16 protein-coding genes and 2 pseudogenes are annotated in these 23,098 nt (G+C 68.3%); 8 read left to right on the top strand and 10 right to left on the bottom strand.

Annotated features, from left to right (window positions below):
• Positions 1 to 127 precede the first annotated feature (127 nt).
• Positions 128 to 3,325, top strand: coding sequence for a chondroitinase family polysaccharide lyase (locus ACFT7S_RS07270; RefSeq protein ID WP_382728184.1), 3,198 nt, complete (start codon positions 128 to 130; stop codon positions 3,323 to 3,325).
• Positions 3,322 to 4,170, top strand: coding sequence for a family 16 glycosylhydrolase (locus ACFT7S_RS07275; protein ID WP_382728186.1), 849 nt, complete (start codon positions 3,322 to 3,324; stop codon positions 4,168 to 4,170). The genes ACFT7S_RS07270 and ACFT7S_RS07275 overlap by 4 nt, the downstream gene beginning before the upstream one ends.
• A gap of 126 nt (positions 4,171 to 4,296) precedes the next feature.
• On the opposite strand, the gene ACFT7S_RS07280 is transcribed toward ACFT7S_RS07275, so the two are convergent.
• The 6 genes from ACFT7S_RS07280 to ACFT7S_RS07305 all read right to left on the bottom strand — a co-directional run bounded on the left by ACFT7S_RS07280 (position 4,297) and on the right by ACFT7S_RS07305 (position 11,223).
• Positions 4,297 to 5,166 carry an alpha/beta fold hydrolase gene (locus ACFT7S_RS07280; RefSeq protein WP_382728189.1) on the bottom strand — a complete coding sequence of 290 codons (870 nt, stop codon included), beginning with the start codon at positions 5,164 to 5,166 and terminating at the stop codon, positions 4,297 to 4,299.
• 102 nt (positions 5,167 to 5,268) lie between these two features.
• The gene (locus tag ACFT7S_RS07285) at positions 5,269 to 6,273 is read right to left on the bottom strand and encodes an NADP-dependent oxidoreductase (RefSeq protein WP_382728191.1); all 1,005 of its coding nucleotides are present in this window, start codon (positions 6,271 to 6,273) and stop codon (positions 5,269 to 5,271) included.
• A 153-nt stretch (positions 6,274 to 6,426) separates the two neighbouring features.
• Positions 6,427 to 6,672, bottom strand: coding sequence for a hypothetical protein (locus ACFT7S_RS07290; protein WP_382728194.1), 246 nt, complete (start codon positions 6,670 to 6,672; stop codon positions 6,427 to 6,429).
• Complete coding sequence (locus tag ACFT7S_RS07295) at positions 6,673 to 7,080, bottom strand: aldo/keto reductase (RefSeq protein WP_382728196.1); 408 nt, start codon at positions 7,078 to 7,080, stop codon at positions 6,673 to 6,675. It abuts the gene before it with no gap.
• 369 nt (positions 7,081 to 7,449) lie between these two features.
• A complete protein-coding gene (locus ACFT7S_RS07300; protein WP_382728198.1) occupies positions 7,450 to 9,870 on the bottom strand; it encodes a polysaccharide lyase 8 family protein in 2,421 nt (806 codons plus the stop codon).
• Between the two features lie 252 nt (positions 9,871 to 10,122).
• Complete coding sequence (locus tag ACFT7S_RS07305) at positions 10,123 to 11,223, bottom strand: LacI family DNA-binding transcriptional regulator (RefSeq protein WP_382728201.1); 1,101 nt, start codon at positions 11,221 to 11,223, stop codon at positions 10,123 to 10,125.
• Positions 11,224 to 12,493: 1,270 nt separating this feature from the next.
• On the opposite strand from ACFT7S_RS07305, the gene ACFT7S_RS07310 reads away from it, so the two are divergent.
• Complete coding sequence (locus ACFT7S_RS07310; RefSeq protein WP_382728204.1) at positions 12,494 to 12,985, top strand: histone deacetylase; 492 nt, start codon at positions 12,494 to 12,496, stop codon at positions 12,983 to 12,985.
• A gap of 679 nt (positions 12,986 to 13,664) precedes the next feature.
• Here ACFT7S_RS07310 and ACFT7S_RS07315 read toward each other — a convergent pair.
• Complete coding sequence (locus ACFT7S_RS07315; protein ID WP_382728206.1) at positions 13,665 to 13,961, bottom strand: hypothetical protein; 297 nt, start codon at positions 13,959 to 13,961, stop codon at positions 13,665 to 13,667.
• 269 nt (positions 13,962 to 14,230) lie between these two features.
• On the opposite strand from ACFT7S_RS07315, the pseudogene ACFT7S_RS07320 reads away from it, so the two are divergent.
• Positions 14,231 to 14,895, top strand: a pseudogene (locus ACFT7S_RS07320) (transposase family protein).
• Positions 14,896 to 14,993: 98 nt separating this feature from the next.
• On the opposite strand, the gene ACFT7S_RS07325 reads toward ACFT7S_RS07320, so the two are convergent.
• Positions 14,994 to 16,502 (bottom strand): right-handed parallel beta-helix repeat-containing protein, encoded by a 1,509-nt coding sequence (locus ACFT7S_RS07325; protein ID WP_382728208.1) that lies wholly within the window; start codon positions 16,500 to 16,502, stop codon positions 14,994 to 14,996.
• Positions 16,503 to 17,061: 559 nt separating this feature from the next.
• On the opposite strand from ACFT7S_RS07325, the gene ACFT7S_RS07330 reads away from it, so the two are divergent.
• The 3 genes from ACFT7S_RS07330 to ACFT7S_RS07340 all read left to right on the top strand — a co-directional run bounded on the left by ACFT7S_RS07330 (position 17,062) and on the right by ACFT7S_RS07340 (position 19,680).
• On the top strand, positions 17,062 to 17,469 hold the full coding sequence (locus ACFT7S_RS07330) for a YciI family protein (RefSeq protein WP_382728211.1): 408 nt from the start codon (positions 17,062 to 17,064) through the stop codon (positions 17,467 to 17,469).
• 8 nt (positions 17,470 to 17,477) lie between these two features.
• Positions 17,478 to 18,653 carry an RNA polymerase sigma factor gene (locus tag ACFT7S_RS07335; protein WP_382728545.1) on the top strand — a complete coding sequence of 392 codons (1,176 nt, stop codon included), beginning with the start codon at positions 17,478 to 17,480 and terminating at the stop codon, positions 18,651 to 18,653.
• A 577-nt stretch (positions 18,654 to 19,230) separates the two neighbouring features.
• Positions 19,231 to 19,680 carry a spore-associated protein gene (locus tag ACFT7S_RS07340; protein WP_382728213.1) on the top strand — a complete coding sequence of 150 codons (450 nt, stop codon included), beginning with the start codon at positions 19,231 to 19,233 and terminating at the stop codon, positions 19,678 to 19,680.
• A gap of 527 nt (positions 19,681 to 20,207) precedes the next feature.
• Here ACFT7S_RS07340 and ACFT7S_RS07345 read toward each other — a convergent pair.
• Together ACFT7S_RS07345 and ACFT7S_RS07350 are read right to left on the bottom strand one after the other, a co-directional pair.
• A complete protein-coding gene (locus tag ACFT7S_RS07345; RefSeq protein ID WP_382728548.1) occupies positions 20,208 to 20,597 on the bottom strand; it encodes an anthrone oxygenase family protein in 390 nt (129 codons plus the stop codon).
• Positions 20,592 to 20,977 (bottom strand): annotated as a pseudogene (locus ACFT7S_RS07350) (helicase associated domain-containing protein); the annotation flags it as partial. The gene ACFT7S_RS07345 and the pseudogene ACFT7S_RS07350, both read right to left, overlap by 6 nt.
• A gap of 358 nt (positions 20,978 to 21,335) precedes the next feature.
• Here ACFT7S_RS07350 and ACFT7S_RS07355 point away from each other — a divergent pair.
• Positions 21,336 to 22,688, top strand: a complete 1,353-nt coding sequence (locus ACFT7S_RS07355) for an erythromycin esterase family protein (RefSeq protein WP_382728216.1) — start codon at positions 21,336 to 21,338, stop codon at positions 22,686 to 22,688.
• The last annotated feature ends 410 nt before the right edge of the window (positions 22,689 to 23,098 follow it).

The raw sequence follows: 23,098 nt of genomic DNA on the forward strand, positions 1-23,098 counted from the left end.
AGCAATTCCCGATCGCCGGCGGAATGCTCCTTGAATCCTATCGTCGAACCTCCCTAACGTCCGCAGGCAATTCGGCATCGGATTCAGCACCGGCTCACGTCCCAGCTCAGCTCCCTGGAGGATGCTCATGGACGCTCTCCCCGCTCCGCCCGTTTCGCGCCGCAGACTGCTGGCGTACGGCGCCGCCGCCACCGGCGCCGTGGCCCTGCCCTTCGTCGCGGCCCCGGCCGCCGACGCCGCGGAGGCTGCCGAAGGGGTCGCCGAGGCGCCCGTATTCACCGAGCTGGAGGAGCGGGCTCTGGCACTGCGGCCGCCCGCGTTCCTCCTTGAATCCGCCGTACCGCAGCAGATCACCGCGAGCCCGGACGCCGGGCTCGCCATCAGCGACGTGCGATCCGTCTGCGGCACGCGCTCCCTGCGCTGGGACCACGGCCCGCGCTCCGTGATCACCGTCGACGCCGAGCTCGCCTGGTCCGCCGACCCGTACGAGCCGAGGCCGCTCGCCGACCAGGCGTGGCAGGGCACCGTCGACACCTTCTCGGTGTGGATCCACAACGAGAAGTCCACCGGCACCGACGACGTCGTGCGCTTCGAGTTCGGGCGGGGGAGCCGCACCGACTGCTGGTTCGAGTTCCGGCTGGACTTCACCGGCTGGCGTACCGCCTGGGTGCGCTATGCGTACGACATGCACGGCCGCCCGCACCCGGCCATGGACACGCTCCGCATCATCGCGCCCCGCAGGTCCGGCACGCTCTGGATCGACCAGCTGCTGCTTAATGTGGCGCTGCGTCCCGACGCCCCGACCCGCGACGCACAGGTCCCCGAGATCTGCGTCGAGGGAGACGACTGGGACCAGCAGCACTGGCAGGCGCTGCACCTCTTCGACCGCATCCTCACCCGCACCACCATCCCCACCCCCGACCCGTCCGGGGCCGAAACCGACGCGCTGCGCGCCCTGAAGACCCGCTACCACGCCGACTACCTCGCCGCCGCTCCCAAGGTCGACGATGCCTACGTCGCCACCCTCACGGGCCAGGCGAACGCCCTCCTCGCCGGCCGCCCCGTGTTCTCGTACCAGTCTCAGATCTATCCGCCGGAGATCAGCGTCGACCTCAAGACCTTTGTCGGCGCTGTCACTCTGCGCGCCGTCACCGACCTCATGCAGAAGACCGCCCAGGCGTACGACGTGGCGGGCGCCGCCCACAGGCCGGCCATCGGCGCGCTCTATGTACGGCTCGTGGAGCGGCTGCGGGAGCAGGGCTGGGCGTACGGGAGCTGCCTCGGCACGATCCACCACGTCGGCTACGACATCCGCGGCTACTACGACTCCGTGTACCTGATGCGCGACGTTCTGCGGGAGACAGGCCTGTTCGAGGCCGTACGCGCCGACCTGACCTGGCTCACCGGCTTCGGCCGGATCTTCCGCGGCCTCGAACACCGCAACGCCCACGGCTCCACGTCGGACATCATCAACACCACCGTGCGCGGCAAGCTCGCTGTCGCCCTCCTCCAGGACGGCGAGGCCCGCCAGGTCGCGTATCTGAAGGCACTGCGCGACTGGCTCAGCCGATATCTGCTGCCCACCGACGGCATCCAGGACGGCCTCAAGACCGACGGCACCACCTTCCACCACGTCGGGTTCTTCCCCGACTACGCGCGCGACGGATTCGTGGGGCTCGCGCCGATCGTGTACGTCATGAGCGGTGGCCTCTTCCGGGTCTCGGCCGAGGCCCACGGCACCCTCAAGCAGGCCGTCCTCACCATGCGCGTCGTCGCCAACACCAGCCACTGGCCGATCTCGCTCAGCGGCCGCAATCCCATCGGCACCACCGGCCTCGTCGTCTCGCCCTTCCAGTGGCTCACCATCGCCGGCACCCCCGACGGCTCCAAGGACCTCGACCCGGAGATCGGCGCCGCCTTCCTGCGCCTGCTGCCCGCCGCCCCCGCCACCGCTCAGAAGAAGATCGCGGCCAGACTCGCCGCCGCCGGTGTCACCGCGGAGAGCGCACCGTCCGGCGCCTGGGCCTACAACTACGCCGCACTCGCCGTGCAGCGCCGTGACACCTGGCAGGTGACCGTGCGCGGCCACAACCGCTACCTGTGGTCCACCGAGATCTACGAAGGTTCCAACTGGTACGGCCGCTACAACACCTACGGTCAGATCCAGGTCCTGCACCGCGGTAGCCCCGTCACCAACCTCGACAGCGGCTACAGCCACGACGGATACGACTGGAACCGCCGCCCCGGCACAACCACCCTGCACAAGCCGTGGGCACAGTTGAAGGGCGACCTCACCGGCACCGTCGAGGAAGTCATGCTCACCGAGGAGCGGTTCGCGGGTGGCCACACCATCGACGGCCGCAACGGCATGTTCGCGATGCGGCTGCGCGAGCACCCCAAGTACGACGGCAGCCATCGCGCCCGTACGTCCGTCTTCCTCTTCGACAACCGGGTCGTCGCGCTGGGCACCGGCATCGAGAACGGCGACGAGGCCCACGAGACGGAAACCACCCTCTTCCAGACCCGCCTCGCCACCACCACCGCGTCCACCCATGTGGGCGCGGAGCCGGTCACCGCGTTCCCCTACGAGCACCACAGCGAACTCACCTCCGCGCAGTGGCTGCTGGACGACAAGGGCCTCGGCTACTACCTCCCGCCCGGCCAGCATCTCGCGCTCACCCGCTCCAGCCAGCTCTCGCGCCACCACGGCACGGACGCCGAGACGCGCGGCGACTTCGCGACCGCCTGGCTGCGCCACGGGACCGCGCCACGCGGTGCGTCGTATGCGTACGCCATGCTCGTCGGCGCGACCGCCGAGTCGATGGCGGACTTCACCGAGGCGATGGCCGACGAGGCGCGGGCGCCGTACACGGTCCTGCGCGCCGACGACACCGCGCACATCGTCACCGACCGGTCCACCGGCATCACCGGGTACGCCGTTTTCGACGCGAGCCGCACGCTCACCGGCGACGGGCCGGTCCGGGCCGTCGACACACCCTGCATGCTGCTGGTCCGCACCCCGTCCGACACTGCCGGCGGCGCGACGCTCGTCCTGTCGGTGTGCGACCCGGACCTGCGTCTCTACGAGGGCCGCGACCACGCCCAGTACGAGAAGGGCGAATACACCGGCCGCTACAGCCCGTTCTCCCGACCCTGGCTGGGAAGCCCGAGCGCTCCGCACACTCTGCGCGTCACGCTCGACGGCCGCTGGCACCCGACAGCGGACCAGCCCTGCACCACCCTCATCCAGAACGGCAGCACCGTCGTCGCCTTCCGCACGGTCGACGGCCGCCCCGTCCAATGCTTTCTGACAAGGGAGTCATGATGACCGGAACCCTCCGCACGGTGGCGGCTGCCTCGCTGGCCGCCGCACTGCTCGGCTCAACCGCATACGCCGTTCCGTCCGCCGCACCCGCACTGGTGGACACCGCGACCCCGGCGTCGGCCCAGCCCGCCGCCGGACCTGCCGGAACCCTGGTGTTCAGTGACGAGTTCACCGGCTCGGCGCTCGACACCACGAAGTGGAAGGTGCGCGACCAGGAGCGCACAGAGACCGACCGAACCGACGGCATCCGCTGGTGGTACAAGCCGGCCAACGTCCGGGTCATCCCCGACAACGGCGGCAACCTCGCCATCGACCTGCGCAACGTGGCCACGAACCAGTACGCGGGCGGCCGCGTCGACACCGACAGTGTCTTCGACTACACCCACGGCACCCTCGAGGCGCGCATTCATGTCCCGCCCACAGAGGGGCACTTGGGTGCGGTCTGGCTCCAGACACACAGCTGGGGCAGCATCAAGGGCAGCGCCGAGGACGGTGCGGAGATCGACCTGATCGAGAGCGCGTACGCCGACGACAAATACGCCGCGACCATCCACTACGACGGCTATGGAGCCGACCACCAGCAATCCGCCCAGGTCGTCCCGGCCGCCGCCCTGCACAGTACGCACTACCACACCATCGGTCTCAACTGGACCGCGTCACGTATGGAGTTCACGTACGACGGCACGGTCGTGCGTACCGTCACCGACCCCAAACTGATCAGTCAGGTGAAGGAATATCCGATCCTCTCCCACGAGGTTCTGGACTGGGCCGAGGGCGACGTCACGACAGCACCACTGGACTACCGATCGACGATGTACGTCGACTGGATCCGCGTCTGGCAGTGACGCACCGGGCGGCCGGGCGCGAGCGGGACGTCCCCGGCCGCGCGGCCCGCTCGGCGTGGGCGTCGGAGACGAGATCGCGCGCGAATCGGTGTCGGGTCCCGGGCCTGTCGAGTGTTGCCGGTCCGGCTACGCTTCGAGGAATTCAAGCGCCTGTGAGACGAATTCGTCGTGATACTGGAAGATCCCTCCGTGTCCGGCGTCGGGGTAGAGGGGGACGAGTTCGCCCTGGGGCAGCCGTGCGGCCAGATCGCGTGTGTTTTCACTCGGCACCATCCGGTCGCTCTCACCGTTTACTACCAGGGCCCGATGCTGAATGCGCGACAGGTCTTCCGGCGCCTGGAGGCCCCATCGGCGGATGGCCTTCAGCTGGGCGCGGAACGACGACAGCGAGATGGCTGTGTCGCGGTTGTCCGTGCGTTCCTTCAGCCGATCCAGGAAGGCGCGCCCTGCCCGTCGGCCGCCCTTGGTGTCGGTGAAGAAGAGGAACTGCTTCGGATCCTTCCGGGTCAGTGCGCCCTTCAGCGTGGCCCGGATGGTGAGCGACGTGACTCTGTCGATGCCGGGGCCTCCGGCGGGGCCCGTGCCCGCGAGGATGATCTTGCGCACGAGGTGCGGTTCCTCTGCTGCGACGACCTGGGCGATGAAGCCGCCCATCGACAGGCCGAGCAGGTCGACCTGGTCGAAGCCGAGTGCCCGGATGAACAGCGCCGCGTCGTGGGCCATCGCCTCGATGGTGTCGGGCGTGGAGCCGCCTGACGCACCGACTCCGCGGTTGTCGAAGGTGATCACTCGGCGTCGGGCGGCGAGTCCGTCGATGATGCGTGGATCCCAGTTGTCCAGGACCGCGGCCAGGTGGTGGAGGAGGATCAGCGGTACGCCGTCCTGCGGACCGAGCTGCCTGTAGACGAAGTCGACGCCGCGCACGGACACGGAACGGGTCGGCGCGCTCTTGTACGACGTCGGGGCGGGTGTGGGGGAACTACGCGGTGTACTCATGACCTGCTCCTGGGGGTAGTGGGGGTAGTGGGGGTAGTGGGGGTGTGGGATCTTCTCGTTGCATGAGCAGGTCTTCACCAGTCGTCCGGCGGGGGCCCGCCCTCACTTCATCGCGACGACGACCTTGCCGGCCCTCGCGCGGCCCTTCTCGACGTACTCCATGGCCTCCCGGGTCTCCTCGAACGGGAAGACACGGTCGACGACGGGAAGGATCTTCCCGGCCTCGATGAGCGGCGTGAGTTTGCGTAGCTGGTCGCCGCTGGCCTTCATGAACAGGAACGAGTACGTCACGTTGCGGCGCTTGGCGCGGCGCCGGGTCCTGAAGCTCAGCGCGCTCATCGCCAGTCGGAGCATCGCGTTTGCGCCCAGCTCGCGGGCGAAGGCCGCGTCGGGAGGGCCTGCGACGCTGATGACCTTCCCGCCGGGCTTGAGTACCTGCAGGGACTTCTCGAGCGTCTCGCCGCCGAGGGTGTCCAGGACGACGTCGTAGCCGACAAGGACCGTCTCGAAAGCCTGTTTCTTGTAGTCGACGACGATGTCCGCGCCGAGCTCCTTCACCAGGTCGACCTTGGCCGTACTCGCGGTGGTGGCCACGTGCGCGCCCAGCTCCTTGGCCAGCTGGACGGCGATGGTGCCGAGGCCGCCGGAGCCCGCGTGGATCAGGACCTTCTGGCCCGGCTGCACCTGTGCCCGTTCGACCAGTGCCTGCCACGAGGTCAGTGCGACCAGGGGAAGCGACGCAGCCTCCGCCATGGTGAGCGTGGCCGGTTTGATCGCCACGTCGTCCTGGTGGACGGCGATGAGTTCGGCGAACGTGCCGATGCGGTCCTTGTCGGGCCGCGCGTAGACCTCATGGCCCACCGCGAACCGCGTGACGGCCGATCCCACCTGGACCACCACCCCGGCGAGGTCGTTGCCCAGGATGAGCGGGAGGCGGTACGGCAGGATCGCCTTGAAGTCCCCGTCGCGGAGCTTGAGGTCCAGCGGGTTGACGCTCGCCGCGTGGATACGGACCAGGACGTCGTCGGCGCCCACCTGCGGGTCGGGCATCTCAGCGGCGCGCACGCCGGCCTTGTCGCCGTACCGCTCGATCATGAAGGTCTTCATCGTCGTCTCCGTTGCCCGTCCGCGAGGGGCGGGATCGCTGTTCATCCTGGGCTTCTCCCAGTACAAGACACTTTGTGGTGTTTGCTTCGGTCTCTTGGAACCCCTCGCCGATGCGGCGGGCGGGCATCACCGGTGCGGCTTCTGCCGCGAGCATCAGGCCACCGGTGCGGCCGCCGCGATGACGCGGCTGGAGTCGCCTCCCTGGAGGCCGCCCAGGGAGGCGGCGATCGCCTTGTGGGGGACTCCGAGGGGCCCCGCGCCGACTTCCGACAGGCGGGCTAACTGCTCGGTGGTCAGCTGGACGTCAAGAGCGCCCAGGTAGCTGTCGAGCTGGGTGAGGTTGCGCGGCCCGATGATCGGGACGAGTGACGTCGCGGACTGGGCGGCACGCTCCCGCACTCAGGCCACCGACACCTGGGCGGGCGTCACGCCGATCTCCTCGGCGATGGCCAGGACGGCGTCGACGACGGCGGTCTTCTGGTCGGTGCTCTCCGTGTGGATGACTGCCCCCAGGTCGCTCAGCCGCCCCTCGGCGCTGCGCCGGTACTTTCCGGTGAGCAGTCCGCCGCCGAGCGGGGACCACAGGGCAGCGCCGAGTCCGAGGCTCTCGGCCATCGGCAGCAGCTCGCGGTCGGCGGTCCGCTCGACGAGGCTGTACTCGTTCTGAATGCCCACGATGGGCGCGCCCAGTTCCTGAGGTCCGAGCGTCACGGCGCGCGAGACACGCCAGGCGGGGCCTCGCGGGGTCTGGCACGCGCTCCCGCAAGCTCTCGGCTTCGATCGAGCAGGGGAGGCCCCATTCGCCATGCCTCAATCCTCCGCCTTGCAGCTGCACGCACCAGACCCCGCTCCCTGATCCGGCCTGATCCAAACGACAGACCCTAGGGCCTGCCCCGGCCCGGCTGGCCATCGGCTGTGGGCGGAGTTGAGGCTCGCTCAGCGTCCAACCGCCACCGCCCGGCCCCGGCCTCCGGGCTGCTGTCCGCCCCTGGTTCGGCTGCGCCCTTGCGTAGACCGCGGACCAGCATGGGTGCGGTGGCAGTGGCGAGGAGCTGCTGGTGCCGGTGACGGTTGTCCTTGAGGAGGGTGTGCAGTACGGATCGGATGTTGCCTCCGGGCGGGGATGTGGCGTGCGGGCGGTGGCCGGTCGTTGGTGGTGGGCGACCGTCGTGTGGTTCAGGTGAGGCGGACGGTGATCTTCTGCGGGGCGCCGGCCTGGCCTGTGAGGTCGTTGAATGTCAGCTTCAGTGAGGGGCCGGTGGTGGCGTCGAGCAGGGTGGTCGGCTTGGAGAGCACCTTGGAGACCCGCCGGTTCCAGGAGACTTCCAGGGAGGTGGCTTCCCTGGCCGGGTCCGAGACGATGATGGTTGCGGTGCTGTTGCCGTGTTCCCTGACAAGGACGGAGGCGGGTGCGTTCGAGGTGATCCTGTCCACGGTGCCGGCTGCCCAGAAGTTGACCGCGGTGAAGCCGAGACGGCTCACCTGTACCGCCTGCTGGCGGTCCGTGTTCGCGAGGATGTTGAGCCAGCCGTGGTCGCAGGCGCGCCGGGCCGTGGCCTTGGCGCTTGCACCCGGTATGAGGATGTACGCGTAGCGGCCGTCGACGGGGTCGGGGCCGTGGTCGGTGAACAGGGTCAGGTAGCGGCGGGTGAGGGGGTCGGTGGGCCCGCCGGCGTTGATGTCCTTCCAGGCGCCGGTTCGTTCCTCGCGTACTGCGCTGACGTCGGCTCCGCCGGGGAAGACGTAGCCGGCCTGGCCGGCGATGTGCGCCCACTGGGCGTTCTTGAAGGTCGCTGTCCAGCCTTGTGCCGTCGGCTGGGTCCTGCCGTCGACGGTCAGGGCGGGCGCACCGCTGGTGCCGAGGTGGCGGTTGTCGATGGTGGTCTCGACGGGGTACCCGTCGGCGGATGTGATGCCGGCGCCGAGGCAGACGACGGAGTCGTCCAGCCAGAACCAGGACTTCTTGGCTTCCATCGTGCCGGCCAGGCCCTTCAGGTGCTGGCCGGTGGCGCCGAACTCGCCGTCGGTGGTGCCGCCGACCCAGGCGGCGTCGGGCATCGGCTGGCCCCAGTTGCCCCCTTCGCCGTCGGTGAGTGGCTTGCGGGATGCGGTGATGCCGGGGAGGCGGTAGGGGTCGACCGTCGGCCAGTAGGCGTCGGAGTACTGTTCGAGGCCGAAGTCGCTGCCCCACCAGGCGAGCCAGCCGGCGCCGGTGTGGTAGCCGCGGGCGTTCTCACCATTGCCGAACTCGTAGTGCGCAATGCGGTTCGAGGCCATGGAGACCGATGCGGCCCAGTCGCGGCGGCGGTGGGTGGCACGGTCCATGTTGTGGAACAGCCGGTGCTCGACAGGCTCGGGGGCCGCCGTGACAGATGTGTCGTCCTGCAGGCTCTGCAGCAGCGACGCCCGGATCAGGCTCAGGCCGGGGTTCTTCAGGGCAGGGAAGTAGTAGTCGCGCCGCATCCAGCCCTTGACCATTGCCCGCCAGCGGGCGTTCTCCTCGGGGCTCGCGCCCTGGCCGAGCAGTACGAGGGTGGCGAGGAGGCCGTGGGCGCGCTGATGCTCGTTGCCACCGTTGCGGCTGATGCCGCGGGAGGTGACGTTGTCCATTATCAGTCCGTTGTAGATGAATGGTGCGACGGCCTTTTCGACGGTGTCGAGGAAGAGTTGAGTGTTGGGGTCGTTCAGCTGCCAGGCGGATCCGCGCAGTAGCGCGAGAAGGCGTCCGACGCCGTCGTGGAGCACCGCACCGTATCCGCCGATGTAGGGGACGTTGCGGTGCTGGATGAACGAACCGTCGGAGTAGAAGCCGTCTCCTGAGGCCACATAGGGGAAGACCGGGGCCAGTGCACGGGCGGCGAGCGCGATCTTGTCCGGGTTCTCGCCGACGATGCCGCGCAGGATGATGCTGCGGCACAGGTCGACACGGTTTGCGCCCGTGCTTGTGCCGGTGTACTGGGCCACCGCCGAGTCGGGGACGAAATGGTCGACGGCCCTGCAGAAGGCGGCTTTCCGGTCTGCCGACAGGTGGTCGTGGAGGAGCACGCAGGTGTCCATGAGTGCCTGCGCGCTGCCGATCTGCCAGTTCCACCAGTTTCCGTACCGCGTGGTGTTCTCGTTGTAGACCTCGGCGTGGACGTGGTCGAGTCCCGCGGTGATCGCATTCAGCAGTACGGTGTCACCGGTCAGCCCGGTACCGGCCTGACAGAAGGCCTGCGCCATCACATTCAGCCTGTTGTAGGTGTCGTTCATGCGCGACGAGAAGGCGTACGACTCGGCGTCGAGGTCGGGCTCCGGGTCGCTCCACACCAGCCCCGGCCAGAGCGAACCGCTTGCGGGAGCCATGGTCGACAGGTAACCCCGGGCGGACGTGCCGAGGTTGGCGAGCAGCGTCTTGAACGGCTCGGCGGTAGGGCTGAACCCGGTGCCCAGGAGGAGGTCGCGCCATTTGGCCCGAAGGGCGGCGAACTGCTCGTCCGTGGCGACTGTTTCACCGGCGACGGCGGGGCGGAGCGGCAATCCTGTGAGCCCCACGGCGAGGGCGGTGCCCCCGGTGGCGTGCAGGAAGGCGCGGCGGTGCCAGGCGAAAGCAGTCATGGAGGACCCAATCCTTGTGGGGATGCCTTGGCGGTCGGACTCCCGGTCCGGCGTACGGTCATCCTCGTCGGGGCTGCACCGGCCGATGCGGAGCCCCGATGCGCGCGGTCGGCGCTCGGAAGGCCTCGCAAGGTGCCGGACATCTTCAGATCGGACCGCGGTGAGCGGTCCTACTGGTTGGCCAGACTGGGATTCCGGCTTCCCGAAGTCAACACTCGACGTTCAATCGGTCAAGAAGCGGTCAATCGATGGTCAGTCAGATGTATGGGCGCCGCACGACTCCCGCACGCGAAGCTGCGGCATCAGTTCGATGTGTGAGCTCTCCGCGCCGGGTTCCTTGAGCCGGCGCAGCAGGAGTTTCACGGCCGCTTCGCCCATCGCGTGTTTCGCAGGCGCGATCGAGGTGAGCCGTACATCCGCCAGCCCGGCCAACTCGTCGTCGTAGCAGACGATCGCGAAGTCCTCGGGCACGCGAAGCCCACGGACCGTAAGCCGCTGGAGCAGATTGATCGCATCGGCGTCGGTGTGCACGATCGCGGCCCGCACCCCGTCGGATTCGGCGAGGTCGAGCAGCCGGTCCGCGTCCTGCTCGAAGGTTTCGAACCCGCCGGGACCGGTGGACCCGAGCGGGGACAGATCGTCCTCGGGGAGACCGAGAGACGTGATCGCGGCGCGGTACCCGCGCCGGATGTGCGGGCACGAGTGCGTGGTCCGGGACAGCAGGGCTATGCGGCGATGACCGAGGGCCGCCAGATGCCGCACCCCTGAGGCTGCGCCTTGCGCATGGGCGGAGCTGACGCGGTCGCCCTCCGCTCCCGGTGCGCCCATCGGAACGTGCCGCTCCACCAGCACGGCGGGCACGGGCAGATCCGCGAGCTGCTGCAGGTCGCCTGGGTCCGGCCCTTCGACACCCCAGCTGGGGGTCAGGAGCAGACCGGTGGCGCCGGCCTCGACGAGGGTCTCGATCCGTGTCGCGTCCTGGTCCCTGCGGTAGTCGGTCGTTCCGACGAGCAGCCGCGCGCCGACGGCCGCAGCTGCGTCGCGGGCGCCGCGGATGACCGATGGATAGAAGTAGCCGGCCGCCGGCACCACCATGCCGAGCATGAGTCCGCCCGGCGCGGCCGGCGCCGACCGGACGAGGCGGGTCTCGCGCGGGCTGAGCCGGGCCGTCGGCCAGACGGCCGATCCGTGCAGTCGTCGTATGAGCCCCACGTCGGCGAGTGCGGCGACGTCCCGCCTGGCGGTTTCCACGGAGGTCCCGAGTTCGGCGGCCAGGTCGGCGATCCGTACGCTCCTGTGCTCCCGCACGAGCCGGAGCACCCGCTTGTGCCGCTCGTCCACGCGCTCGCGCATGCGCTTGTTCCTCTCCGTCCCGCCGCACGGTCCAGCTCCCGGACGCCGTGGCCTGTCCAGCCTGTTTCCGCGTTCGATGACCGCATCATGTCCGCCGGGGGCCCGGCCCGGGGCTGTCGAACACCATTGTGATCGTATTGATTGAAGGGGGGAGCCCATGCGACCGCACGTCGATCAGCGCCATGAGCGGGTGGTCGAACTCGTCCGTGAGCGAGGAAGTATCCGCGTCGCCGAGCTCGCGGCCGAACTCGGCTTCGTCTGGCCGGGCGACCAAGCTGCCGAGGTGCCCGCGGAACCTCCGGCCGCCGAGGGGGCCGTGATCGGAATCGTCCCGACCGCCAGTCTCATCTTTGCCGACATCGTGTGCTCCGCCGCGGCGGCGGCCGAGACCCGACGGTCCTTGGGCGGCCGAAGCAGGCCCGACTACGTGAACGGACCCACCGTCACAGCGACTGCCAAGCCGTGGTCGCCAGGGCGATCCGCTTGCCCCGGAACTGCTGCCCCTGCCACACGCGGGACGATGTTCTCGCGGATTCGGGCGGGCAGGCGCCGCTCTGCGGCTCACCGAAGAGTCCGTGGCCGGGCGGTAGCCCTGGTCGTCGCACAGCCTCCTGACGGCGAACTGACCTGTCGGAACTACGGCACCTCCGAACCAACGCCCAGACACGATCGTGGCTGAACGTCGCACCAGGTTGTGACCGCTCTTGTGTGACGGCAATCCCTCGATGAGAAGTTCCGGCCGTGTGTCGTCGGCATGACCCGGCCACGCCGCAAGGGAGCGGGCGGGCGTAACTCATGATCTTGTGTGGCGTTGCTCTTCTCAGGGCCTCACTTTTCTGCGGGGCCGATCTGACTGGTACTGAGGGGCATGTGCCGACAGGATCTGTGTCCTCTCGCGGTGCCGGGAAGAATGCTTGGGGTTGCTTGCTGTGAACGACATCACCAACAGATGGATTGGCCATGGGCGCCGAGCCCTTGTGCGGTGCCGTTGGCCGAGCAATGGCCAGAACCCTGGCTGCGATGACGTGACGGGCGGGGTAAGGGTGTCGGAGAGAAGGCGAAGTGCGGCGGGGGAGTATCTCGCGGGCTTTCGACTTATGTGGGCTCTTTGCGTGCGTGGCTGCGCGGTCCTGTGAAGGGCACTTCGCCGCCGAGGGTCTGGTACATGTCCTACGGCTCCAACATGCACCTTGACCGTCTGGCTTGCTACATCGTCGGGGGCCGGCCGCATGGTGCGAACAGGGTCTGTCCGGGATGCAGGGATCGCACCTTGCCCGCCCGGTCCATTCCTCTGGAACGCCCAGGCACCGTGTACTTCGCCACCGAGTCGCCGGTGTGGGGCGGTGGCAGGGCCTTCTACGACCCGGGTGGCGACCATCGCGTATTCGCTCGCGCGCATCTCGTTTCGGCCGCCCAGTTCGCGGACATCATGGCGCAGGAGTTGTACAAGGAACCGGGCACGGACCTCGACCTGACCGAGGTGGTGAACCACGGAAGGGACAGCCTCGGTGACGGGCGATACGAAACGCTCGTCTGTGCCGGTCAGGTGGACGGACTGCCTGTGTTGACCTTCACGGCGCCTTGGGGTGTCAACGATGTGCCGTGGGTGGAGCCGTCGCCTGCCTATATGCGCCACCTCGTGGCCGGTCTGCTGGAAGCGGGCGCGTGGGACGTCGATGCGGTTGCCGCCTACGTGGCGGGCTGTCCCGGGGCAGCCGGCCACTGGACGGAGCGGGCCGTCAAGGATCTGATCCTGGGCTGACCATTCGGTTCGCCCGAGCGCGGGGAGAGTGCCGGCCCGTCGCCACGACCGGTGGCGGCTACTGCGATTCGACCGACGGACTGATCAAGCAGAGGACGATCCGCAGTTCGCGGCCAACTCACGCAGCTTCTGAGACGCGGCCGCGGATCGGCAAGCCCCCGGCGCATCCGCGGCAGCGCATGGATGCGCAGGCCGGGAATGGCCGGAGGCTATGTGCTGCTCAGCATAGGATCGGGGATCGGGGATCGGGCGCTCGTCCGCCGGTGCCGCGATGGCGGACGCGGCCCTCTGATACGGGGGGCCGGACCCCCGTGCCGCAGAACTCGCTTCCTTCGGAACACAGATACACCACACAGCACGACGGTTCCGTGCGCCCAGGTTGCGACCGATCTGTCAGGCCCCCTCCATGCCGTGGTGAACCGATCGGCAAACGCGCACCCGCTGCGAGGCCCGATTGTGCCCAGCTCTTCGTCAACGCGCGTCGGGCGACTCAGTGTAACTTCATCACTCAGTGAGCTCTTTCAGCATGGCCACTGATCAGGTGAGGGCTACCGCGAAATGCGTTGACCTGTGGTTCTGCGGATCGCACCAGTGGCGATCCCCCTGTCGAGTCGCAGCATTCCCTGAGGACGGGGGCTGTGGGGGTGCCACGGCTCGTCGTGTACCAGAAGACCGACGGCTACGGGGTCACCAGGTTGAAGACCGGGTAGATCTTCGGCTCCACCTCCGGAGCACCGGCCTCCCGCAAAAGCGGCAGGACGACTTCACTGAAGCGGTGGAACGCCTCCTCGGACTCCCAGACGTCGGCGACGTACCAGCCATCGGGAGTGGGGGCGGAGGTGTGCGAGATGAGGCCGGGTACGGGCCAGTCCGCGGGCTTCTTGACCAGGCCACGGTCGCGGTTCACCTTGTTGGAGACCTGTTCGTACTGGGCCTGGGTCATGCCGGGTTGGTCGAAGATCGCGATGATTGCCATGCTGGGCTCCCTTGCGCGCAAGTTTGCAGAGTCAGGCCCAGCCGACCATCTCGGGCAGCCGACCGCACCTCCGGCTGCGCCGTACGGACGGACGGCTCGAAGCTGTCCACGCCGCTCAAGCCCTTTAGGGTCCGCGCGCGCCCTTTCGTCACCCAGTACCCGCGCATTTCGTCGGTGAGCGGTGAGGGGGTCGGTGTCCGCAACGCACGAGGCTCCCGTGCCGTTGAGGGAGGTGTTCGAAGTCTCAACTCACCGGCGCAGGAGCCTCGTTGATTGCCTATCCTGACGCACTCGACCTGCCCCATGCCCTGGTCGAGTGGGTCACCATGCTCATCGTCACCCGCGAGGGTGACCGCCGCTGCAAGCTCCCGCCGCACCAGCGTGCCCTGGTCGGCCTGGTGTACCTGCGACGGCACGACCCCCTTGCGCAGATCGCGGCCGGTTTCGGTATCGCCGTCGGCACCGCCCACGCCTACACGGCAGCCGTCATTGACCTGCTTGCCGAGCGCGCGCCCGGCTTGCTGCGTGCCCTGCGTGAAGCCGACCCCGACTACGTCCTGCTGGACGGCACCCTGGCGGAGTGCGACCGGGTCGGTGACGGCCGGGCCGACTACTCCGATCTCACCCGCCCTACCTGGCCGCACGCACGACCTGACCGCGGCCCGTGCCCACCGGATCATCCGGATCTGCGAGCCCACGGCCCTGCCCTCAGGTAGGAGCGGTCGGCGAGACGACACCCGTCAGACGCCCACCCGGCCGCGGGTTGCCGCCGACCCAGCAAACGGTCAACCGCGCACTCTCGGTGGCACGGGCACCGGTGGAGCGGGGCGTGGCCCGTCTGAAGTCCTGGCACATCTTCCGCAGAGCCCGGTGCAGCCCGAATCGAATGTCGTCAATCGCCGCGGCCGTCCTCACTCTGGAGCGGCAACGCTGAAAGAGCTCAGTAGGCGTAATTGACTGAGATGACATACAGCTCTAGGCGCGGAGCGGGCGAGCGTTGGTCGATGCGGTGGCGGTCGCCTTCCCGGAGGCCTACAACCCCGGGCCGTTATACGCGCCGCGGTGCGGCTTCGTGGTCGTGGACACCGGATTCGCCCAGTAGTCGCGGCCACCGTTGCCGCTGATCACGGAGCCGTTGTTCAGGGCGGGGGACGTGGACCGCAGCTTGTAGCCGTTGACGGAGAGAATGGTGTCGCCGCCGGTGCCTGGGTTGACGAAGTGCGGGTCGCCCACGATGCCGTTGGCGGTCGGCCTCGGCACGCCCTGGAAGACGTTCCACAGCCAGGAGATCCCGGGGCCCGTGGGCAGCCGGGAGTCGATGGTGCCCACCCAGATGTTGTTCTCGACGACGCTCTCTTCGGGGAGTGTGATGCTGAACTTCTTGTCCGTGCAGTAGATGACGTTGTTGTACATGTGCAGCGCGGATCGGCCGGCGCTGACGCTGCTCATGCGACAGTCGTTCTCGGAGATGTTGTAGCGGATGATCTGCTTGGCGCCGCCGATGGGTCCGCACCCGTCGCAGTCGAGGAAGAAGCCGCCGATGTTGTCGCGGCTGAAGTTGTACTGGATCGTGCAGGTGCCGGTGTTGCCCCAGTCGCAGTCGAACGCCTGGCTGTCGGCCACGGACATCCGCGTGATGCCGTACACGGCGTTCTTCTGGATGGTCGGGTTGTGGTCGCCGAGCACCCAGATGCCGGCGAAGTTGCCGCCGGTGAAGGGGTACACGCCGTTGCCGATGCCGGACGCGTTGTTGTACTGAATCATGGGCGCGTCGGCATAGCTGGCGATGATGCCGTCGCCGCCGACGTCCTTGATGACGTTGTGCTCGATCAGTACGCCGGAACCCTTGACCGCCATGGCGCCGACACGGATCTTGAGGCCGCCGCCACCCGTGTTGCTGACCTGGTTGTGGTGGACGTGGACGTCGTTGAGGGTCGAGTTCGTGCCGCTCGCGCCCGTGACGATGCCGGCGGACTGGACGAAGTCCTCGGTGGTCGGACTGTTCTTGTTCGTCTGACCGGCAACGCGGTCGACGACGAGGTTGCCGATGTCGAAGCCGCGGTGCGCCGTTCCATCGGTGGCGGAGATCCGCAGGCCAGTGCGACGGGCGAGGGAGGAGGCGGGGTTGGTCAATTTGAGGTTGCTGATCCGCCAGTGGTCCTGGTCGGTCAGGGAGACGGCGTTCGGGGCACCGTTGGCGTCGATCACGGGCAGGGTGCCGGTGCCGTAATGGGTGAGGGTGATGGGGGCGGATACGGTGCCGCTGCCCTTGGGGGCGAGGGAGCCGGTGCAGGTGGTGCCGGACGCGAAGGCGAGCGTGTCACCGGGGGAGTACGTCTTTGCGTTGGCCTGGCCGATGCTGTTGAAGGGCGAGGTCTGGCTGCCGTCGCCGGCGGCCGGGCGCGAGCAGTCCACGTAGGTGGTGCTGCCCGCGGCCGAGGCGGGCACGCCGGCAAGGGCGACGCTGCCGGTGAGGGCAAGGGCGACAGCGATGAACCCGCCGCTCATCGCATGCCGTCCTGGGAATGGTCCGATGGACATGACGCAACACCTTTCTGGAGGTCGGATGCCGCCAGAAGCTATGTGCGGTCGTTGATCGAGTCAATGCAATCTTGTCGATTGATCGAATTTCGATCAGAAGGTGGGTGATTGGTCGACTCGTGAGTGAGTTCGGTAGGGACCGGTTCGTCGGCGAGTACCGTCTTGGCGGGCGGTCGGTGATCTTAGGGCTGAGCAGGATGATGGCGGGATCCCGAGTTGATGGTTCGGCCCGGCGGGTCAGCCGCGGGTGGAGCCGGTCCCAGGCCAGAGCAGTGGCCTTTCGGTAGCGGCGAGTGTCGTTCACGGTGACCACGTGCTTCTCGCCCCAAGTGTCCGGCTTTTGCCGAGGACGAACTCACTCGGCCCCAGGCGCCGGCCGGATGGCGTCCACGATTGTGGTCCACGGAGTGCGTCCGGTCTCCAGCGCCGCGACGATCGAGTAGAGCCGGCCGGGAAACATCAGGTGCTTGTTGCCGGCGATGTCGAGAACCCGTGTCTGGCTCCGTCCCCGTGGTGAACGTGACCAAAATGGGTCGCACCAGCACCGAGGAGAAACACGATGGCTAAGTACTTGCTGCTCAAGCACTACCGCGGCGCTCCGGCTCCGGTCAACGACGTGCCCATGGACCAGTGGACACCGCAGGAGATCTCGGCGCACATGCAGTACATGCACGACTTCGCGGCCCGGCTGGAAGGGACCGGCGAGTTCGTCGACGGCCAGGCGCTCTCCCCCGAGGGGACGTTCGTCCGGTACGACGGCGAGGGGCGCCCGCCGGTCACCGACGGCCCGTTCGCCGAGACCAAGGACCTCATCGCCGGCTGGATGGTGATCGACGTCGACAACTACGAGCGCGCCATCGAGCTGGCCGGGGAGCTCTCGGCCGCTCCTGGAGCGGGCGGGGACCCGATCCACGAGTGGCTCGAGGTGCGCCCGTTCCTGGCCGCGCTGCCCACCATCACGGAGTGACCCCTCAGGTGAACGAGGTGCTGCTGCGGAGCCTCACGCCGAGCGTGCTCGGGATCCTCGTCCGCCGCGGAGCCGACTTCGCGGCGGCCGAGGACGCCGTGCAGGACGCGCTGGTCGAGGCGGTCCGCGTCTGGCCGGCCGACCCTTCCTCAAGCTCTTCGAGCAGGGGAGACCCCATGCGGGACCCGAAGGGCTGGCTGGTCACCGTGGCCTGGCGCCGGTTCCTCGACGCGACCCGGGCGGACGCCGCCCGCCGCCGGCGTGAGGACCTCGTCAACGAGGAGCCGGCGCCCGGGCCCGCGCCCGTGGTGGACGACACGCTCCAGCTCTACTTCCTGTGCGCCCACCCGTCGCTGACGCCGTCGTCCGCGGTCGCGCTCACGCTGCGCGCCGTCGGAGGGCTGACCACCCGCCAGATCGCCCGGGCCTACCTGGTGCCCGAGGCGACCATGGCCCAGCGCATCAGCCGGGCCAAACGCACCGTTTCCGGCGTGCGGTTCGACCAGCCCGGCGACGTCGCCACCGTACTGCGCGTCCTCTACTTGGTCTTCAACGAGGGCTACTCCGGCGATGTCGACCTCGCCGCCGAGGCCATCCGGCTCACCCGGCAGCTCGCGGCCGCGATCGACCACCCCGAGGTGGCGGGGCTGCTCGCCCTCATGCTGCTCCACCACGCCCGGCGCGCCACCCGGACCGCGCGCGACGGCAGCCTGGTGCCGCTCGCCGAGCAGGACCGCGGCCGGTGGGACACCGAGTCGATCGCCGAGGGCGTCGAGATCCTGCAGGCGGCCCTCGCCCGCGACCGGCTGGGCGAGTTCCAGGCCCAGGCCGCCATCGCGGCACTCCACGCTGACGCGCCCACCGCCGAGGAGACTGACTGGGTGCAGATCGTCGAGTGGTACGACGAGCTTGCCCGCCTGACCGACAGCCCGGTCGTCCGGCTCAACCGTGCGGTGGCCGTCGGCGAGGCCGACGGACCGCGCGCCGGGCTGGCGGCGCTCGCGGCGCTGAACGACTCACTGCCCCGCTACGCCGCGGTGGCGGCGTACCTCCACGAGCGCGACGGCGACCTGGCGACGGCGGCACGGCTGTACACCGAGGCGGCCCAAAAGGCCCCAAACCTCGCCGAGCGCGACCACCTGACGCGCCAGTCCGCCCGGCTCAACGCCCGCCGGTCTCGCTGACGTGACGTGCCGTCACCGACATCACTGGAGTCACCGTCGACCGGTATGGGCCGTGCCGGGACCGACCTGCGGGAACCCGTTCCCAGACCCGCCGTACGAGCCTGTCGCTGTTCCGCGCCGCCGGCCGACCCGCCGGGCCGACACCTGTCCCGGCCTGCCTCGGACAGGAAGCGATCGGGAGGAGTGAAAAGGGAGTCGGTCGTGCACCGGGACGTGCATCGCAGCGGGCGGGTGTGGAGTGAGCAGGCGCTGCGCGTCGCTGCCGACACTGCCGAGGCGTTGGTGACCGCCTGTGTGCCTGGGACTCAGGCGTTGTGGCCGTCGTTGTATGCCAAGGCCCGCGCTGGCGGTGACCGCGTGTTAACGAACAGGTGAATCTGCTGTCGATGACGCGAGAGATCGCACTCAAGCGCCACAGGGATCCTGCCCTGATCCCTCGATCCATACTGCGTCCCTTTGTCCGATCACTTCATCCATAGGTTCACCCGGCACCTGTGTATGCCAGCACAACCATCCTTGTCGTTCGGGGGTCACATCAAGTGGGAGCAAACCGCTCTCAGGGACACAAGGGGGAAATATGGGAAGCATGCGTAATGTCGCGGCTGTCGGGGCGTTAACCACACTGGTGGTGGGCGCCACGGCCGTGTTCGCCACGACCGCCTCTGCCGCACCCAACGTCACACCACAGGGCGTCTGCGGCAGTGCCTACAAGACCGTGAACTCGGTGCCCGTCGGCTCGCTGGGCACCGTCTATCTGACGTACAACTCCTCGAACGGCAAGAACTGCGTCGCGACGATCCGCGCCAACCCTGGCACGGCCAAGGACATGTCCACGTACATCTACGTCCCGGACACCGACGAGTGGGCCGGGGACTCCGGGTACTTCACGTCGTACGCGGGGCCGGGCTACGTCTACGGCAAGGGCCACTGTGTGAGCTGGGGCGGCAACATCGCCAACGTGTACGTGTCGGTGGAAAACTCCAACTGTGCGGCGCGCCAGGAACACCGGGTCACAGAAATCCGCTGATCCGGCTCATCACCCAGCCCACGAGTTCCCGCGCCGCCGCTACCCGGACTCCGACCGCCTTACCGCTGACGGTTGCCGGGAAGGTATCCATGAGCCGCAGGCGGCGCGGGATCTCGTAGTGGGCCGGCCTGCCACGACAGAAGCGGGGCGACGCCGGTCAGGGAAATGCCACCCCGCACTCGCCCTTTGCCGGGCACGGGCCCGGAGGCGACAACCCGCGCCCGCTTTAGGTGACTTCACGGAAGGCGGTGATGGGTCCTTGCCTCGTCTCCGGCATTGTGTGATGCAGTGCGCTGCCGCACGTCGAGGTACTGCTGTTCAGCATGTTTCGTTCCGGGATTCGGGTGGTGACACGAATGCCGATCTGGGGCTGACACTTCTGGCGATGACGCAAGTCAGTTGGATGCTCGCCGGTATGAAGTGTCCGGCTTCGCCGCCCTGCTGCGACTGCTTTCACGGTCGAGGCTGCGCGAGCGCCGCAACTCCTCGCGGGAACGGCGCCGACAACCCACCTGCCCCACTGATTGTCAAGACACTCTCCAGGGGCTGGCGTTGAGACCTTGAGCGGAATGGCTTCGGCGCAAGGAGAGAAGGATCAGCAGCGCGAAGGCAGCGAACGCGGCGCTCGTGCGGGCGTAATTGAACGCCTCCCACTGAGTCAGGATCTCGGCGTGATCGGCGGGTGCCGAGGTGGCCGCCCACTGCTTGATACGGCCATCGATGGGGACGTTGCCGAGACGGGTGATCAGGAAGGACGCAGCTACGAGGAGCCCGGCGCCTGCGGCCAGCCGCCGTGAGGCGCCTCGCGTCATGACGGCAAGCGCGAGGGCGCTGAGCGCCGACATGCCCATGGCCCCTTGCATAGTGATGCCGTGCATCTGCATCAACTGGGCGTGGAAGGACAGTCTCAAACCCAGGCCGTCCTTCTGTCCCTTCCGGCGGAGGTCGGCGATGTGCTGCCCGACCGGCACCATCGCCTCACCTTCGCCCCAGACGGCTCCTGCCGGGGCGCGGGTTGCCCGGTGGTCCGCCGGTCCGACCGCAGCGCGGCGAGCTTGTTCTCCCATGCTTCCTCGCCCGGCTCCCAGACCATCCCGGCCTCCGGCGCGTCCAGCAGGGTCTTGCGCCGTTCCTCCAGCTCGCCTGCCCGGAGTGCCTTGCGCTGGTGGTGCACCCACCTTCCCAGGGAGGAGTCCTTCGAGACGCCGACCTCGGTTTCGACGTCGTACGGGACGGCGTGCAGGCCAGTGATCTCGTTCTCCGTCCGCCAGTGCAGCAGGGCTTGGTAGCCCTCCAGTCACCCAGCGACTTCCAGCCGGTCCGCCAAGTGGGTCGGCAGGGAAGGCACGTCGTCAGCCGATGGCCAGAAACGAGGCGGAGGGTCAGCGGCAGTCCGAGGACGGCGGTGCGGCACGAAGCTGCAGGACGTATCGGTCCTGCATAACTGACCACTCCATTCGTGCACATCCATCCGACAGTTCGGGGCGATCGTGGCGACAGCCAATCCAGGCAACGACGTCCGCCCATGCTGTCCGCTGCACCTCCGAGAGGGGGCTACCCCCCGGAACGTTTCGGAACCTGGCTCCCTTTCGTGGCCATGGAATCGAGGCGACGATTCTCTCAAGTCGCATAACACAAGTTGAGGGGTAAATAATATGGATAGGCTCCGGAAGGGCATCAGTCGGCGGGGGCTGCTGGCCACCGCAGTGGCCGCGATGGGAGCGGTCCTCGTTCCTGTGGTCGTCCAAGCAGCACCGGCCGACGTGGCTGAGGGGAAGCAGAACGCGGTCCGCGCGCTGGAGCGCGCGGCGCACCCGCTGCGCTCGACGGAGCCCGGGGGAAACACGGCCGACCTGCGAGCCCTGGCCTCGATCATCGGCGACGCCAAGGTGGTGGGCCTCGGCGAGGCCACTCACGGCTCTCACGAGTTCTTCACCATGAAGGAGCGGGTCTTCCGCTACCTCGTGGAGAAGAAGGGTTTCACCACTTTCTCCCTGGAGATGAGCTGGTCCTCAGGGCTCCAGATCAACGACTATCTCCAGACCGGCAAGGGCGACGTCCGCGAGATCGCCAAGGAGACACTGGGCAACTCCCCTTGGGAACGAGAGGAGTTCGTGAGCCTTATCGAGTGGATGCGAGATCACAACCGCAGCCACCCCGGCCGCACCGTCCACTTCATGGGCAACGACCTCGGCGCTCCCACACTGAGCGACGAGTTCTTCGGCCGGGTGACCGGCTACGTGCAGCGCAACCACCCAGAGGCGCTGCCACGGCTCAACGAGTTCTACGCCGGCCTGCGCCCGATCGACGACGTCTTCGCCTACCTGGGCAAGCCGCTCACGGAACGACAGCAGCTCGCCGCCAAGGCACAGCAGGCCCTGGAACTGGTCAGCAGCCAAGAGGACTCCGGCGAGGAGGCTTTCACGTGGGCTGAGCAGAACGCCCGGTCAATCGCCCAGACCACCAAATTCCTTACGATGGACGTCACTGACCCCGACTCGGTGGCCGCCTCGCAGCGCTTCCGCGACGAGGTGATGGCCGAGAATGTCACCTGGTGGCAGCGGCAAACCGGCGACAAGGTGCTGCTGTCAGCACACAACGACCATGTCGGCTACATCGCCGGTGACCCCAAGATGTATCCCAAGACACAGGGCTCATTCCTGCGCGACACAATGGGCAAGAATTACCTCCCCATCGGCTTCACCTTCAACCAGGGTTCCTTCCTGTCGAAGGACGCCGCCCTCGGCGGCGACTGGAAGAGGTTCACAGTGGGTGCCGCCAACCCCGGCAGGAACGAGCACACTCTCGACCAGGTCCGACACCGGGACTTCTACCTCGACGTCCGCCACGCCCCGGCCCCCGCGCGTGCCTGGTTGAACACCGCACGGCCCACGCTTAACGTCGGCACCCAGTTCCCCTACGAGCCGCGCGATATCGCGATCGCCAAGTCCTTCGACGTCCTTATCCACCTGCACGAAGTCCGGGAGGCCGACAAGCTGAAGCCGTGACTGCGCCACGGTCCGCAGGGCGGCCAGGCTGCTGGCCGGCCAGCCCTCCCGCGCGGCTTCCCGTCGGGCCTCGGCCGCCACTTCGGGGCGGAGCAGGGCGCGGACGGCGAGCAGTTCGGAGAGGTCCAGAGTCAGGTTCTGGAACAGGCCGTGCGCCAGCCAGATGCGCAGCCGGTCGGCCGGGCTCGGCAGCAGCCAGGGGCAGCCGTCGCAGGGCACCGCGCGGGCGAACAGTCCGTCGTTGGGCAGCACAGGCACCCCGAACGAGGAGACCTGGGCGTGCAGATGGGCGGCCTGCCCGCGCAGCGGGAACAGCAGCACCTTCGTGGACCGCTCCAGCCAGTACGTCTCCCGGCGCGTGTACCAGCCGGCGAGCGTCGACTCGGCGGCCCGCCAGCGCCCGCTCGGCA

Source organism: Streptomyces sp. NPDC057136, assembly GCF_042670885.1.
GTDB lineage: Bacteria > Actinomycetota > Actinomycetes > Streptomycetales > Streptomycetaceae > Streptomyces.